This window comes from Nocardia sp. XZ_19_369, from assembly GCF_015355715.1.
GTDB lineage: Bacteria > Actinomycetota > Actinomycetes > Mycobacteriales > Mycobacteriaceae > Nocardia.
In genome coordinates, this window is the sequence record NZ_JACVED010000009.1 from 253,725 (window position 1) to 268,583 (window position 14,859).

At 67.1% G+C, this 14,859-nt stretch carries 14 protein-coding genes; 11 read left to right on the top strand and 3 right to left on the bottom strand.

Translation table 11 applies throughout. The annotated features are described in order from the left end of the window. Window positions 1-50: 50 nt before the first annotated feature. The gene (locus IBX18_RS31785) at window positions 51-1,310 is read right to left on the bottom strand and encodes a CdaR family transcriptional regulator (RefSeq protein ID WP_306796505.1); all 1,260 of its coding nucleotides are present in this window, start codon (window positions 1,308-1,310) and stop codon (window positions 51-53) included. A 127-nt stretch (window positions 1,311-1,437) separates the two neighbouring features. Between IBX18_RS31785 and pruA the strand changes: the two genes are divergently transcribed. The 7 genes from pruA (at window position 1,438) to IBX18_RS31820 (ending at window position 9,271) form a co-directional block, all read left to right on the top strand. Continuing rightward, complete coding sequence (gene pruA, locus IBX18_RS31790) at window positions 1,438-3,075, top strand: L-glutamate gamma-semialdehyde dehydrogenase (RefSeq protein ID WP_194837190.1); 1,638 nt, start codon at window positions 1,438-1,440, stop codon at window positions 3,073-3,075. Beyond that, entirely contained in the window at window positions 3,075-4,043 is a 969-nt protein-coding gene (locus IBX18_RS31795) for a proline dehydrogenase family protein (protein ID WP_194837191.1), read from the top strand. The genes pruA and IBX18_RS31795 overlap by 1 nt, the downstream gene beginning before the upstream one ends. A 165-nt stretch (window positions 4,044-4,208) precedes the next feature. Beyond that, window positions 4,209-5,645 (top strand): amino acid permease, encoded by a 1,437-nt coding sequence (locus tag IBX18_RS31800; protein ID WP_194837192.1) that lies wholly within the window; start codon window positions 4,209-4,211, stop codon window positions 5,643-5,645. 109 nt (window positions 5,646-5,754) lie between these two features. Then, on the top strand, window positions 5,755-6,564 hold the full coding sequence (locus IBX18_RS31805) for an NAD(P)-dependent oxidoreductase (RefSeq protein WP_194837193.1): 810 nt from the start codon (window positions 5,755-5,757) through the stop codon (window positions 6,562-6,564). Window positions 6,565-6,759: 195 nt separating this feature from the next. After that, on the top strand, window positions 6,760-8,154 hold the full coding sequence (locus IBX18_RS31810) for an amidase (RefSeq protein WP_194837194.1): 1,395 nt from the start codon (window positions 6,760-6,762) through the stop codon (window positions 8,152-8,154). Between the two features lie 29 nt (window positions 8,155-8,183). Beyond that, the gene (locus IBX18_RS31815) at window positions 8,184-8,666 is read left to right on the top strand and encodes a pyridoxamine 5'-phosphate oxidase family protein (protein WP_373889243.1); all 483 of its coding nucleotides are present in this window, start codon (window positions 8,184-8,186) and stop codon (window positions 8,664-8,666) included. Window positions 8,667-8,746: 80 nt separating this feature from the next. After that, window positions 8,747-9,271: an Lrp/AsnC family transcriptional regulator gene (locus IBX18_RS31820; RefSeq protein ID WP_107656113.1), complete on the top strand. Its 525-nt coding sequence runs from the start codon at window positions 8,747-8,749 to the stop codon at window positions 9,269-9,271. Window positions 9,272-9,314: 43 nt separating this feature from the next. Here the strand turns inward: IBX18_RS31820 and ald are convergent, their stop codons facing one another. Beyond that, window positions 9,315-10,421, bottom strand: coding sequence for an alanine dehydrogenase (gene ald, locus IBX18_RS31825; protein WP_107656112.1), 1,107 nt, complete (start codon window positions 10,419-10,421; stop codon window positions 9,315-9,317). A gap of 420 nt (window positions 10,422-10,841) precedes the next feature. Between ald and IBX18_RS31830 the strand changes: the two genes are divergently transcribed. From IBX18_RS31830 to IBX18_RS31845, 4 genes are all read left to right on the top strand, one after another. Further along, window positions 10,842-11,483, top strand: coding sequence for a GntR family transcriptional regulator (locus IBX18_RS31830; protein WP_135236799.1), 642 nt, complete (start codon window positions 10,842-10,844; stop codon window positions 11,481-11,483). Then, window positions 11,483-12,730, top strand: coding sequence for an MFS transporter (locus tag IBX18_RS31835; protein ID WP_194837196.1), 1,248 nt, complete (start codon window positions 11,483-11,485; stop codon window positions 12,728-12,730). The genes IBX18_RS31830 and IBX18_RS31835 overlap by 1 nt, the downstream gene beginning before the upstream one ends. A 349-nt stretch (window positions 12,731-13,079) precedes the next feature. Next, a complete protein-coding gene (locus IBX18_RS31840) occupies window positions 13,080-13,454 on the top strand; it encodes an RNHCP domain-containing protein (protein WP_107656109.1) in 375 nt (124 codons plus the stop codon). Between the two features lie 11 nt (window positions 13,455-13,465). Next, window positions 13,466-13,876, top strand: a complete 411-nt coding sequence (locus tag IBX18_RS31845; protein ID WP_107656108.1) for an RNHCP domain-containing protein — start codon at window positions 13,466-13,468, stop codon at window positions 13,874-13,876. Between the two features lie 61 nt (window positions 13,877-13,937). Here IBX18_RS31845 and IBX18_RS31850 read toward each other — a convergent pair whose 3' ends face one another. Further along, window positions 13,938-14,810, bottom strand: a complete 873-nt coding sequence (locus IBX18_RS31850; protein ID WP_194837197.1) for a hypothetical protein — start codon at window positions 14,808-14,810, stop codon at window positions 13,938-13,940. Between the last annotated feature and the right edge of the window lie 49 nt (window positions 14,811-14,859).

Genomic DNA, 14,859 nt, shown 5'->3' on the forward strand with positions numbered 1-14,859 from the left:
CTCCCCCTTTAGCCATGCCCGGCAACTCGCGCACTGCGAATCACCGCCGATCAGCGAGTCGAGGACCCGCCTTCGCGACCGTGTTCACGACGGTGCAGGGCGAGCTGAATTTCCAGCAGCAGCCGGTCGGCGGGGTCGGTGAGGTCGATGCGGAGGATCTCCTCGACCCGACGGATGCGGTAGCGCAACGTGTTCGGATGGACCTGGAGTGCGGTGGCTGCGTTACGGACGTCGCCGTGTTCGCGCAGGTAGATGTCGACGCTTTCGCGCAAGCTCGCGGAATGCTTGCGGTCGTAGTCAGAGAGGGTTCGCAAGCGGGGGTCATGCAGTTCGGAGCGGGTACCGACGAGGTCGAGGATTTCGCCGAGCAGCACCGCGGTGCGAGATTCAGCGAGGGTGGTGACCCGACCGCGGGGGTAGGTGGCAATAGTGCTGTCGAGGACCCGGTCGACCTCGCGCCTGGCCCCGGCGACGCTGCTCAGGTCGGGCACCGGGCAGGCGATGGCCGCGCGAAGCGCCAGCCCCCGTTTGGATTCGAGCTGCTCGACCAGCTGGCGCGTCCACGCCGTAACAGCGTGCGCGGCTTTGTAACTCGGCAACAGCACATACACCCGTTCGCCGAGGGTGGCCGTCACCGAGTCGTTGCGAAATGAGCTGGCGCGCAGGCGAAGCATGCTGCCCAGCGCGGAAGGTTCGGTGGCGGGCGCACTTTCGGTAGCGGTGAGCGCGAAGCCGACCACGGCGGCAGGCCCGGTCATCGGCAGGTTCAGCGCACTCGCCACGGACACGACATCGACGGGCCCGCCCTCACTGAAAAGTCGTTGCACCAGCAGCGCTTCGGTGGACGGCGCGTCGAGGCTGCGCGAAATGAGACGGCCGGCGATGGCCGAGGCACCGCGCAGAATCTCCGCCGCGTCCGGCTTGAACGGCCGAACACCCTGCTGCAGCCAGATCGTGCCGAGCACCCGCGGCGCCCGCGCGGCACCGTCGGCGGGATGCCGGATGCTCACCGCGAGCCTGCGCTTGATGTTCAGCTCCTCGTGTTCCGGCACATCGATGACCTCGTCGGTCCGCCGCAGCCGGTCGAACACTCCCCACTTCCGCAGGACCGCCAAGTATTCGCGCGGCCCTTCCCTACCCAAGATCGACATCACCCGCATTTGATCGGCCGCCTCATCGGAGGCCGAATACGCCAGCACATGAGACTGCGGGTCTTCGATCGACACCATGCCACCCGCGTTCTGCGCAACGATCTGCGCCAAACCGAACAGGTCGATGTCCGCGGCAACAAGCCCACTATCAACAGCCACGTCTACGCCTTTCGGCCAACTCGACAACACACTCATCCCATCTTTGTCCTTTCGGCCCATTTCCCGGGCACTTTTCCGGTGTTGACTTCGGCTGACCTCACAAATGCCACATCCAGCAGGAGGAACTATGGACGCCATCGTGTCCACACCGCGTCCGGTGAACGAGCCGGTCGGCACCTTCGCCCCCGGTAGTGCGGAACGTACACGGTTGCAGGCGAAACTAACCGAACTCGGCGCGACCCAGACCGAGGTGCACCACGTCATCGGCGGTGAGCACCGGCGCAGTTCGGGCAAGACGATCAAGGTTGTGCAGCCGCACAAGCACGCCGCCGTGCTCGGCACCCTCACCACCGCGAAGCCCAGCGACGTCGAGGACGCGATCGCCGCGGCCACCGCCGCGGCACCCGCCTGGCGCGCGCTGTCGTTCGAGGACCGGGCCGCCGTGTTCCTGCGCGCCGCAGATCTGCTGGCCGGACCGTGGCGCGAAACCATCGCCGCCGCAACCATGCTCGGCCAGTCGAAGACGGCGTACCAGGCCGAGATCGACAGCCCGTGCGAGCTCGTCGACTTCTGGCGCTTCAACGTGCATTTCGCGCGCCAGATCCTCACCGACCAGCCGATCTCCTCCTCCGGCGTGTGGAACAAGGTCGAATACCGCCCGCTGGACGGCTTCGTCTACGCGATCACCCCGTTCAACTTCACCGCCATCGCGGGCAACCTGCCGACCGCCCCCGCGCTGATGGGCAACACCGTGGTCTGGAAGCCCGCGATGACCCAGTCGGTCGCGGCCTACTGGACGATGAAACTGCTCGAGGCCGCCGGCCTGCCGCCCGGTGTGATCAACCTGGTGAACGGCGCGGGACCGAAGGTCTCGGATGTCGCCCTGGCCGACCGTCGACTGGCCGGCATCCACTTCACCGGCTCCACCGCGACGTTCCAGCACCTGTGGCGCTCGGTCGCCGCGAACATCGCCGACTACAACGCCTACCCGCGCCTGGTCGGCGAGACCGGCGGCAAGGACTTCGTCGTCGCGCACAGCTCCGCTGATCCCGACGTGCTGACCACTGCTCTGATCCGCGGTGCGTTCGACTACCAGGGCCAGAAGTGCTCGGCCGCCTCCCGCGCGTTCATCCCGAAGTCGGTGTGGGCCAAGATGGGCCGCGATTTCCTCGACAAGGTCGCCACCCTGAGCTACGGCGACGTCACCGATTTCAGCCACTACGGCGGCGCGCTGATCGACAAGCGCGCCTTCGACAAGAACGCCGAGGCCATCGCCCGCGCCAAGGCCACCCCGGGTCTGTCGATCGCCGCGGGCGGGCACGCCGACGATTCGGTCGGCTACTTCGTCGACCCGACCGTCCTGCTCGGCGAGGACCCCACCGACGAGGCGTTCCACACCGAGTACTTCGGCCCGATCCTGTCCGTGCACGTCTACGACGACTCGGTCCGCGGCTCCTTCGAGCAGACCCTCGACCTGGTCGACAAGGGTTCGCCTTACGCGCTGACCGGCGCGATCATCGCCGACGACCGCGTGGCGATCGCCACCGCCACCGAGGGCCTGCGCTTCGCGGCGGGCAACTTCTACATCAACGACAAGCCCACCGGCGCCGTCGTCGGCCAGCAGCCCTTCGGCGGGTCGCGCGCCTCCGGCACCAACGACAAGGCAGGCTCGGCACAGAACCTGCTGCGCTGGACCTCCGCCCGCACCATCAAGGAAACGTTCGTCCCGGCCACCGATCACCGCTACCCGCACCAGGAGCTCTGATGGCCTTCTCCGCTCTGCTGCGGCCCGCCATGCTGGCCGCGTCCCGTTCACCGCGCATGGAGCGCACCATCACCAGGATGCCGACGACCAAGAAGCTGGTCGACCGGTTCGTCGCGGGCGACTCCGCGGACCAAGCGGTGGCGGCGGTCGAAACGCTGATCAGCTCCGGCCGCTACGTCACCATCGACTATCTCGGTGAGGACACCACCGAGATCGAGCAGGCCCGCACCACGGTCACGCACTACCTGCACATGCTGTCCGCATTGGCGCGCCTCGATATCACCGCGGACACGGAATCGGTTCGACCGCTGGAGGTTTCACTCAAACTCTCGGCGCTCGGCCAGTCGCTGCCCAGGGACGGGCACGCGATCGCCCTGGAGCACGCGCACCGGATCTGCACGGCAGCCCAGGAGGCGGGCGTCTGGGTGAACGTCGACGCCGAGGATCACACGACCACCGACTCCACCCTCGGCATCGTGGGTGAGCTGCGTGCCGACTTCCCCACCCTCGGCACGGTCCTGCAGGCGTATTTGCGCCGCACCGAGGGCGACTGCCGCGACCTGTCGGGCCCCGGCTCCCGGATCCGGCTGTGCAAAGGCGCCTACAAGGAACCGGCCTCCGTCGCGTTCCAAAGCCGGGCCGACGTCGACGAGTCCTACCTGCGCTGCCTGCGCCTGCTGATGCTCGGCGACGGCTACCCGATGGTCGCCACGCACGATCCGGCGCTCATCGAGGCCGCGCGCAACTGCGTCGAGACAACGCATCGCAAACCCGACGAGTTCGAGTTCCAGATGCTGTACGGCATCCGCGACGCCGAGCAGCACAGGCTGGTCGACGAGGGCAACCATCTGCGCGTCTACGTGCCCTACGGCGACCAGTGGTACGGCTACTTCATGCGCAGGCTGGCCGAGCGTCCGGCCAATGTCGCGTTCTTCCTGCGCTCGCTGAAACCCGGTAGCCAGCGCTGACGGGCGGCGCGGTCGCACCGCGCCCGTCCGGTTGGCCAACCACGCTGAACAATATTTGGCCAACTCGCCGATCACAGTCGCGCTGTGGTCGTATTTAGTAACCACAGCTCGAAGTGTGATCTGCGTTACGCATCGTTGCGGAGCGCGGAGGACGAAAGGAAGCACATGTCCATTGCGGAGTTGCGCAGTCAAATGCTGCGCCGCAAACCCATGGGGCAGATCGATGACGACAGCCCTGCCGATGAGCAGCTGGCCCGGTCGCTCGGCCTGTGGCAGCTCACGGCGATCGGCGTCGGCGGCATCATCGGCGCGGGTATCTTCACCCTGGCCGGCGCGGTCGCCAACTCCGTCACCGGTCCCTCGGTGCTGATCTCGTTCCTCATCGCCGGTGTCGCCAGCGCCGCCGCCGCGCTCTGTTACGCCGAGTTCGCCGGCATGGTGCCGAAGGCGGGTTCCGCCTACACCTACGGCTATGTGTCGCTGGGCGAGCTCGCGGGCTGGTTCATCGGCTGGGATCTGTTGCTGGAGTACATCGCCGTGGCGGCGGTGGTCGCCATCGGCGTCTCCGGCTACTTCAAGTTCCTGCTCGAGCAGGTGAACATCGATCTGCCCAACTGGATGCTGGGCGCCAGCGGCACCGGCGACGGCCACGTGGTCGACGTGTTCGCAATGCTGTTCTGCCTCGGTACCGCATGGCTGCTGTCGCGCGGCATCCGCAGCGTCGGCCGGTTCGAGGCCGTCGCGGTGGTCATCAAGGTCGCCCTGGTCGTGCTGATCATCGTGCTCGGTGTCTTCCACATCGACAGCTCGAACTACACCCCGTACTTCCCGTTCGGCGGCGCCGCGGTGTGGACCGGCGCGGCCACCGTGTTCTTCGCCGTGTTCGGCTACGACGCGATGAGCACCGCCGCCGAGGAGTCGACGGACGGCAAGAAGCACCTGCCGAAGGCCATTCTCTACTCCCTGGCCATCGCGATGGTGCTGTACGTGCTGGCCACGCTGGTGCTGACGGGCATGCAGAAGTACACCGAGATCAGCCCGACGAGCGGTTTCTCCACCGCGTTCGAATCGGTCGGCATGCCCGGCATCGCGAACATCATCGCGATCGGCGCCATCGTCGGCATCGTCACCGTGGTGCTCACCTTCATGCTCGGCGTCACCCGCGTCTGGTACGCGATGAGCCGCGACGGGCTGCTGCCCGAGTGGTTCGCCAAGACGCATCCGGTGCGCAAGGTGCCGACCAGGGTGACCTGGATCGTCGGCATCGGCGCCGCGGTGATGGCCGGCCTGCTCGATATCACCGTGGTCGCCGAGCTCACCAACATCGGCATCCTGATGGCCTTCATCGTGGTCTCGATCGCCGTGATCGTGCTGCGGCGCACCAGGCCCGATGAGCCGCGGGAGTTCAAGCTGCCGTTCATGCCGGTGGTCCCGCTGATCGGCATCGGCTTCTCGCTGTACCTCATCTGGTCGCTGCCGTGGGAGACCTGGGCACGATTCGCGGTCTGGCTGGTCGTCGGACTCGCCGTGTACTTCGCCTACTCCCGCACGCACTCCAAGCTGGAGCGCAAGGGTTCGGCGGAGACGGCAGAAGTTATCTGAAGGAACTCCGAGGGGCACCGACGCCAGCTCCTCGGGCCGGTTGGGTGGGTTGGCCGTATGGCCACCCACCCAGCTTGTTTCTCGGCGACGTATCGGACGGAGGTACCGCTTGAGTTCGCACAGGATTCTCGTCACCGGTGCGGGTGGCGGTATCGGCACTCTGCTGCGATCACGCCTACGTCGCCCCGATCGCATTCTGCGCCTCTTGGATTTGGCCGAACTCCCTACTCCTGCACCGGAAGAGCGAGTGGAGATCGTCACCGGATCGCTCACCGACGCCGACACCATGGCCGTCGCGTGCTGCGGCGTCGACGCGATCATTCATCTCGGCGGGATCAGCCGCGAGGACAGCTGGGAACGCGTGCTCGCGGTGAATGTCGATGGCACGCATACGGTTCTGGAGGCCGCACGACAAGCGGGCATCTCCCGCATCGTGCTGGCCTCCAGCAATCACGCGGTCGGCTACCGGGTAGTCGGCGAGGTAGGCCCGGACGGCATTGCCGGCGAGGCACCGCCGCGGCCGGACACCTATTACGGATTCAGCAAGGCGGCGATCGAGGCGCTGGGCAGCCTCTATCACTCGCGGTTCGGCATGGATGTGCTGTGCATCCGGATCGGGTCGTGCTTCGAGCGGCCGCATGATGTGCGCGGGCTGTCGCTGTGGCTGTCCCCCGACGACTGCGCCCGATTGTTCGAGGCGTGCCTGAACGCGAACAGCCCCGGCTTCCGGGTGCTGTGGGGCGTATCGAAGAATTCGCGCGCGGTCGTTTCCCTGCGCGAGGCCGAGGAGCTCGGCTACCGCAGTCTCGACGATGCCGAGAAGTTCGCTCCGGAGATTCTCGCCGCGGCGGCAACCGCGCCGCAGCACCTCGGCGGCGCTTTTCTGGAAACCCCGCTCGGCATACCGAATCCGCTCTGACCTGGCTTTTTACCACAAGGCCTGGTACGGGTCCGACATCTCACGCACACAATTCGCCAGAACACTGAACTCTCTGTGATTCGCATCCGTATTGATTGCGAAATGGTCATACGGCTATCTACTGTCGGGGCTGCGGCACGACGGCTCGGTCGTGCTGGTCACGCGTCGCGGCGTGGCCGAGAGGAGCGGTGGCAGATGGATCTCCAGGACGTCGTATCCGCGGGCGTGCTCGAACAGCGCGCACTGCTGGAGCAGGGCGCACTGTCCACGCACGACCTCGTCACCGCCACGCTGGACGCCATAGACGCGGCCGCCGACCTCAATGCTTTCACCCGCGTGCGCCACAAACAGGCTCGTGCCGAGGCCATCGAGCGGGACCGGGAGCGCGCCGCAGGCGCCGTCGGCCCGCTGCACGGCATTCCTATTGCGATCAAGGACGAGATCGACGTCGCGGGTGCGGTGACCTCCTTCGGCACCCGCGCCAACTCGACCCCCGTGCAGGCCGATGCCGAAGTCGTGCGCCGATTGCGGGCCGCAGGAGCCGTCATCGTCGGTAAGACCACGATGCCCGAGTTCGGCCAGTGGCCGTTCACCGAGTCGAGTACCTATGGCGTGACCCGCAATCCGTGGGATCGAACCCGGACCACCGGCGGCTCCAGCGGCGGCTCAGCAGCGGCGGTCGCAGCGGGCCTGGTCCCGGTCGCGATCGGCAGTGACGGCGGCGGCTCCATCCGCATCCCGTCGGCCTGCTGCGGCCTGTTCGGCCTCAAACCACAGCGCGGACGCGTGCCGGTCGCGCCCTTCGAGCATCTCTGGTGGGCGCTGGGCGTGACCGGACCGTTGACCCGCGGCGTGCTCGACTCCGCGGTCGTCAACGACGTGATCCGCGGCAACACCCCCGGCGACCGGTTCACCGCACCGGACCCGGTGATGTCGTTCGAACAGGCCGCGCGGCAAATCACCACGGGTCTGCGGATCGGGTACAGCACGAAATCGCCTTCCCCGCTGGCGAAGCCGGACCCAGAGCATGTACGCGCGGTCCTGGAGACCGCGAAACTCCTTGCCGATCTCGGTCATTCCGTCTTCGAGGTGGATCCGCACTACCCCGAGTCCCTGCACGCCTTCTTTCCGCAGTTCTTCGGCGGGGTCCGTGCCGAAGTCGACCATGTCGAGCATCCGGAGCTGCTCGAACGCCGCACCCGCCAGACTGTCGCGCTGGGCGCCTGGGCCCGGCGGCCTGTCGTGGAATGGGCGATCCGGCAGGGAGAAGCCGTGGCGCACAAGGTCGATCGCGTCTTCGCCGACTGCGACCTGCTGCTCACCCCCACCCTCGCGGGCCGCCCGCCGCGCATCGGCGTGCTCGACGGGGCGAATACGGTTCGCGCGCAACTGCGGTCCATCCCGATGGTGGCCTACACGGCGCTGTGGAACGTGACGGGTCACCCGGCGGCATCCCTGCCCGCAGGCGTCGGCGCGGACGGCCTGCCGCTGGCGGTGCAGCTGATCGGCCCGAGCAACGGCGAAACGACCATCCTGACGGTCGCCGCTCAGCTCGAACAGGTTCGCCCGCATCCTCGTCCACTGGGCTGAAACACGGTTCGGCGGCTATGGTGGCCGATGTGACCGAATTGGGCGATATCGCACCAGCTTTCGTGGAGCTCGCGCACAGCATCGTCTGGTGCACCGTGTCCACGACCGATCCGGCCGGGCGGCCGCGCAGCCGCGTCCTGCATCCGATCTGGGAGTGGGACGGCCAGGAGCTGACGGGCTGGATCTTCACTGGTCAGACCCCCGCCAAGCTGGCCCACCTCGCGCACAGCCCGTACGTGTCCTGCAACTACTGGGTCCCGACGCACGACACCTGCCTGGCGGAGTGCGCGGCCGAATGGGTCGGCGACCTCGAAACGAAGACCAGATTGTGGGAACTCTTCCGCAGCACACCCCCACCGCTCGGCTACGACCCGGGCGGCATCGGCGTCCCCGGCTGGAACGGGCCGGATTCACCCGGTGTCAGCCTGTTGCGCTTACGCCCGTGGCGACTACGCGTGCTGCCTGGAAAAGACTTCTTCAACGGCCTCCCCGCCACCTCGTGGCGGGAGTGAGCACAGTAACATTTCAGATTTATCGAAGATAATTCAGGACTAAGGCAGGATTTACGAACAAGATTCTGTACCGTCGAGGAATGCGGAAGAATGATTCACCCGGCGGCTCGACTCCACCCGCACCGCCGATCCACCCGCCGGCCGGTGTTCCGATCGATGATATCGACCGGATCCTGCTCGACCAGCTCGCGCGCGACGGCCGGATGACGAACAACGCGCTCGCCGCCGCGGCGGGCATCGCCCCGTCCACCTGCCTCGGCCGAGTACGCGCCCTGGTGGAGCGCGGCGTCATTCGCGGATTCCATGCCGACATCGATCCGGCCGCGCTCGGTCGCAGCCTGCAGGCCATGATCGCGGTGCGGCTGCGAGCCAGCGCCCGCCAGCACCTGGCCCAGTTCGGCGAGCAGATGTCGGAGTTCGAGGAGGTGCTCAACGTGTACTTCATCGCGGGCGCCGACGACTACCTCATCCACGTCGCCACCTCGCACACCGACGAGCTGCGCCGGTTCGTGCTGAACAACCTGAGCGAGCATCCGGCGGTCGCGTCCACCGAGACGATCCTCATCTTCGAGCACATGCGGCCACGGACGAACACCACGACATGACAAGGGCGGCCGATCCACCGGTCGGCCGCCCCTGCGAAACGTGTTACGCAACCAGGCTTTCGGCCGCGTAACCGTGCGCGGCCGCGACGGAAGCGGACAGCAGCACACCACCATGCGTACTGAGACCGCTCGCCAGGCCCTGATCCGCCGCCACCGCCTCGCGCCAGCCGTGCTCGGCCAGCGAAACAACGTACGGCAGAGTGGCATTGGTGAGTGCGACGGTCGAGGTGTAAGGCACCGCGCCCGGCATGTTGGCGACGCAGTAGAACACCGACTCGTGCACCCGGTAGGTCGGATCCGCGTGCGTGGTCGGACGCGAGTCGGCGAAGCAACCGCCCTGGTCGATGGCGATGTCGACGAGCACCGAGCCCGGCTTCATCTGCGCGACCAAGTCGTTGGACACCAGCGTCGGCGCCTTCGCACCGGGCACCAGCACCGCGCCGATCACCAGATCGGCTTCGCGCACGGCCTTTTCGACCTCGAGCCGGTTGGACATGATGGTCCGCACCTGCCCCTTGTACTGCGCGTCGATCTCGCGCAACCGCGCGATGTTCAGGTCGAGCACGGTCACCTCGGCGCGCATGCCGTGCGCGATGGCGATCGAGTTACCGCCCGCGACACCCGCGCCGATCACCACCACGCTGGCGGGCGGGGTGCCGGGCACGCCGCCCATCAGCACGCCGCGGCCGCCGCCGTTGCGCATCAGGTGGTAGGCGCCCGCCTGCGGGGCCAGCCGGCCCGCGACCTCGCTCATCGGGGCGAGCAGCGGCAGCGATCCGTCCCGGCCGGTGACCGTTTCGTAGGCGATCGAGGTGATGCCCGAGCTCAGCAGCGCATCGGTGCATTCCTTGGAGGCCGCGAGGTGCAGGTAGGTGAACAGCACCTGACCTTCCCGCATGCGTGAATACTCCTCGGCCACAGGCTCTTTCACCTTGAGCACCAGTTCGGCGGTGCCCCAGACCTCGTCGGCGGAGTTCAGCACCCGCGCGCCTGCGACGGTGTATGCCTCGTCCTCGAACGCCGACCCGCGACCGGCACCGGTCTCGATGTACACCTCGTGCCCGCGGGAAACGAGCTCGTGCACACCGGCCGGGGTAATCGCAACCCGATACTCGTGGTTCTTGACCTCGCGGGGGACCCCGATCTTCACCTGCGCTCCTGAATGTCGATGGATGTCGATAGTCGATCCGCATAATATGGACCGTTACAGGTAAAATTATGAAGATCATGCAAGATCAGGTCTAGATGTATGAAGATAATTCTTTGAACTGGCTGCTGCGCGGTTGAATCCTCAGTACAGGTCCAGCTTGGCGGGCCTCGCCCGCAAGATGTTCGACCAACTGGCCGCAGCGCAGCCGACTGAAGGTTCGCCACGCACCTCCCGCCGCCTCACGCTCGCCCCTAACCTCACGCACATCCCTCGACCTCACGCACATCCCCTCGACCTTGCGCCCGTCTTGGCTGGCCAGTTCGTTCACGAGCTAAGTGACGTGGCGGCCGGATACACGCAACCGCAGCGGTAACAAACCTCACAGTCGGTTCACGCTAAATCCTGCCTAAGATACAACTTGTGTCTAAGACGTATTCATCAGCCGAGCACGCCTACCGCGAGGTCAAGGAACGCATCCTGACCGGCGGTTTGTCCGGTGGCGAACTCATCAGCGAAGGCGAGATAGCCGCCGAGCTCGGCACGTCGCGGACCCCGGTACGCGAGGCCTTTCTGCGGCTGGAAACCGAAGGCTGGATGAAGCTCTACCCCAAGCGCGGCGCACTGGTGGTGCCGATCCCGCCCGACGAGGCCGAGCACGTCGCCTACGCCCGCTATGTCGTCGAGGCCGCCGCAGTGCGTGCGCTGGCAGGCACCGACCGGACAGCACTGACGTCGCTGTTCCGTTCGTCGCTCGACCGGCAACGCGAACTGGCCGCGGCAGGCGACCTCGACCAGTTCGCCCTGGTGGACACCGACTTCCATCGCTCATACGTGATCGCGGCGGGCAACCCCCTGCTGGCGAGCTTCTACGACTCATTGCGCGAGCGGCAGCGCCGAATGAACAGCGTCGCACTGCGCCGCGGCCCGATCGACATCGACCGGATCATCGAGCAGCACGCACACCTGGCCGGTCTGATCGAAGCCGGAGAGGTGGACCGCTTCGCCACCGCACTGGCCGAGCACCTCTCCGGCGTGCACCAGCTAGAACTACGGGGGCTGTGATGACGACGCTGACCACCGCGCTCCGGCCCACCGCCACCAAGGCCGCCGCCACGAAGGCATGGTGGGGCGTCGCCGCCGCGATGTTCGCCATCGCCTGGGGCGGCAACGAATTCACCCCGCTCCTGGTGATGTACAAAAACCACGGTCTGCCCATCACCACGGTGGATCTGCTGCTGTTCTATTACGTCCTCGGCATCGTGCCCGCGCTCTTGATCGGCGGGCCGCTGTCCGACCGGTACGGCCGCCGCGCGTTGCTGCGTCCGGCCCCGCTGGTCAGTGCGACGGGCTCGCTGCTACTCGCCTTCGGATCCGCTTCTGTGCCTGCGCTTTCCGCCGGTCGGGTGCTGTGCGGGATCGCACTCGGACTGGCCATGGCGGTCGGCAGCAGCTGGCTGAAGGAACTCGCGCAACCGCCGTTCGGTCCCGCACTGCCCGGCGGCACCGGCGCGCGGCGCTCGGCTATGAGCCTCACCGGCGGCTTCGCGGTCGGCGCAGGCTTCGCCGGAGTGCTCGCACAGTGGGCGCCGTGGCCCAACACACTCGCCTATCTGATCAACGTCGCACTGTGCCTGGTCGCCGCACTGTGGGCGGCACGGGCACCGGAAACGGTAGTCCCCCAAGAGAACCCGGGCCGCCTGCGCGATGACCTGAAGGTGCCCGCAGCCGGACATCGCCGATTCCGCTGTGTCGCACTGCCTGTCGCGCTGTGGTTGTTCACCTCCGCCGGCACGGCATACGCGGTCATGCCGACTCTGATGGCGCCGCACATCCACGGCGCACCCATCGCGTTCTCGGCGCTCGTCGGAGTCATCACGCTCAGTTGCGGTTTCGCGATCCAGTCCGTGGCCCGGCGGATCGACAAACCCGGCACCGCACGCGCGGCAGTCGTCTCACTGGCCTTCGTCACCTGCGGAATGATCACGGCGGCTTGGGCGTCCGGCGCGCTGACACTGTGGGCGACCCTGGCAACGGCCGTCGTACTCGGCGCTGGATACGGCATCGGTCTGGTCGCCGGACTCCAGGAGATCGAACGCATCGCCACCCCAGCCGATCTGGCCGGACTGACCGCAGTGTTCTACTCGGTGAGCTATCTGGGCTTCGGCGTGCCCGCTCTGCTGTCGTTCCTACACGAGCAGGCGGGCTTCGGCTACCCCTCGATGTTTGGCGTGGCGGCGCTCGCGGCAGCAGGCTGCCTGGCCCTCGTCATCCGGAATTACCGCACTGAATCACGGGCAACCTCCTTATAGGTAGGCCATAACCCGCCCCGTTGCGGCACACGGTAGCCGGGCGATCGGCCGCGATCGCCGACAGGACAGCGAGGCCGCCCGCAAAATCAGTGGCGACGGCGACCGACCCGTTGCTACGGTTGCCGCCGCGCTGGTAGAGCGCCCGAGAGATCGGTTTGCCCGGGCTGACAGCCCACGGAAGAAAGAGTGTTTATGACCCGGACCGCGCCGAGCGCGCCTCACCGCGTGGCGCCGAGCCGCACCGGTTCCGCCCACGCCCGCACAGCCAACCGCCGCTAAATACTTCCGAGGCGCGCTCGGCCTGCTCCTGCTGTAACTGCATCAAGCCCTCAGCAAAGGAGTAATCCGGGTGTCAGACAACACCTCTCACGGTCCCAGCGCATCGCTGCGTACCGACACCTTCACCTGCGTGCGCTGCGGCCTCGTCGTGGCCACGCTCGCGCCGGACAACAGCTGGCGTAACCACTGCCCGAGCTGCCTCAACTCACGGCACACCCACGACCACGTCGAGGGCGGCACCTCCGACTGCCGCGCCAGAATGGCGCCGCTGTCGATTGCCGTGCTGCGCACCGGCGAATGGGCCGTGGTGCATCGCTGCACCCGCTGTCACGAGCTGGCGCTGCACCCCGTGTGCGGCGACGACAACCAGCTCATCCTGATGCGCATGGCGGTCCGCCCGCTCGCCGAACCTCCGTTCCCCCTCGAAGTTTTCGGCGATCTGTAGGGAGGTGCGACATGCCACGAAGGAAACCGGCGGTCCGCCGCCCACAACGCACCAAGGACGTATTGCACGGCCGCGCAGGCGAATCCGGCGACGCGTTCCGCTGCGTCGGCTGCCGCATGGACGTGCCCGTCACCGCGCCGGGCACCGCCCACCGCAACCACTGCCCGCACTGCCTGTCCAGCCGCCACGTGGACCGACGCGTCCCCGGCGACCGGGCCGAGCAGTGCCGGGGCCGGATGGAAGCGGTGAGCATGTCCGCCCGCGACAACGGCGAATGGCAGCTGGTGCACCAGTGTCTCGCCTGCGGGGCCCTGAAAGCGAACCGCATCGCAGGCGACGACAACGCCCTCGCCCTGATGCGAATCGCCTTGCGCCCGTTGGCCGATCCGCGCATCGGCCACCGAGCGCTACTCGCGCTGTGAACCAGCCCGGTGCCTGCCGATCGCTCGGTAGGCACCGGAACAGCGGGGCAGGCCCGCCCGACTACTCGCCTTCGCTCACCGATCCGGCTTCGGCCTCTTGGTTGTCGGCCTGGATCGCACGCCGCACCTGGGCGGCCTCCGCGTCGAGCGCCGCTGCCTGCAGGTACGCGGCAGTCGTTTCGGTGAGCAGAGTCGTCCACCGGGCGAGACGTTCGGTGCGACGGACAACTTCGCGCTCGGCTGCGGCCAGTGCCGCGTCATCCCCGCCGGCCTCCGCCTCAACTGCCGCTGCGTGCGCCGCACGCAGCTTCTCCTCGGCACGGAACCGGAGTTCGCGGCAATGATCCGGATCGAAAACTTCGGCACGAATGTCGGCGGCTTCGCCTTCCAGTTCGGCGATTCGAGTCAACCGCGGGTCGGTCTGATCGATCGCTTCGTCCGGAACCCATTCCTCTTCGGTGGATTCCCATGGCAGGTCGAAGGTTTCGTCGGTCAGTGTCTTGCGCTGGAGAAAGCGGCGATGGTCTTCTTCGGCCCACTCCAGGTATTCCCGGTACTCCGTCATGTCCTTGTCGGTGATCGGCCGATGCCGCGGATGAGCCGTCATGGATATCGCGACGCTGCCGTCGGCATAGCGCAGCAGCACGGTGACCACGGTGACCGGGCGCGGTTCCGGGTTCCCGTCGACGCGCGCCATCATCACCTCGTACCGGTGTTCCTCCACCACCGTGTCGCAGGCCTGCTCGAACAGTCCGCACGCGACCTCGTAGTACTGCCCCGCAGTGCTACCGGTCAGCGGATGCGGTTCGCCTAGTCGGCTTTCCCCCGAATCAACGGTCACCCCGTCATGGACGATCTCCCAGGTGTAGCGCTCCGCGAGCTCATCCGCGGCCGCACCGGGCGGCGCCTCAGGGGTATCGGTGACCTCGTGCACAGTCCGCTCCCATCTCGTGGCGAACAGCGGACGCGGCCCGGCTTCGAAT

Bases quoted from the DNA above. Each gene is read 5' to 3' on its own strand.
- pruA (WP_194837190.1), top strand. From the start codon at position 1,438: ATGGACGCCATCGTGTCCACACCGCGTCCGGTGAACGAGCCGGTCGGC.
- IBX18_RS31795 (WP_194837191.1), top strand. From the start codon at position 3,075: ATGGCCTTCTCCGCTCTGCTGCGGCCCGCCATGCTGGCCGCGTCCCGT.
- IBX18_RS31800 (WP_194837192.1), top strand. From the start codon at position 4,209: ATGTCCATTGCGGAGTTGCGCAGTCAAATGCTGCGCCGCAAACCCATG.
- IBX18_RS31810 (WP_194837194.1), top strand. From the start codon at position 6,760: ATGGATCTCCAGGACGTCGTATCCGCGGGCGTGCTCGAACAGCGCGCA.
- IBX18_RS31820 (WP_107656113.1), top strand. From the start codon at position 8,747: ATGCGGAAGAATGATTCACCCGGCGGCTCGACTCCACCCGCACCGCCG.
- IBX18_RS31835 (WP_194837196.1), top strand. From the start codon at position 11,483: ATGACGACGCTGACCACCGCGCTCCGGCCCACCGCCACCAAGGCCGCC.
- IBX18_RS31845 (WP_107656108.1), top strand. From the start codon at position 13,466: ATGCCACGAAGGAAACCGGCGGTCCGCCGCCCACAACGCACCAAGGAC.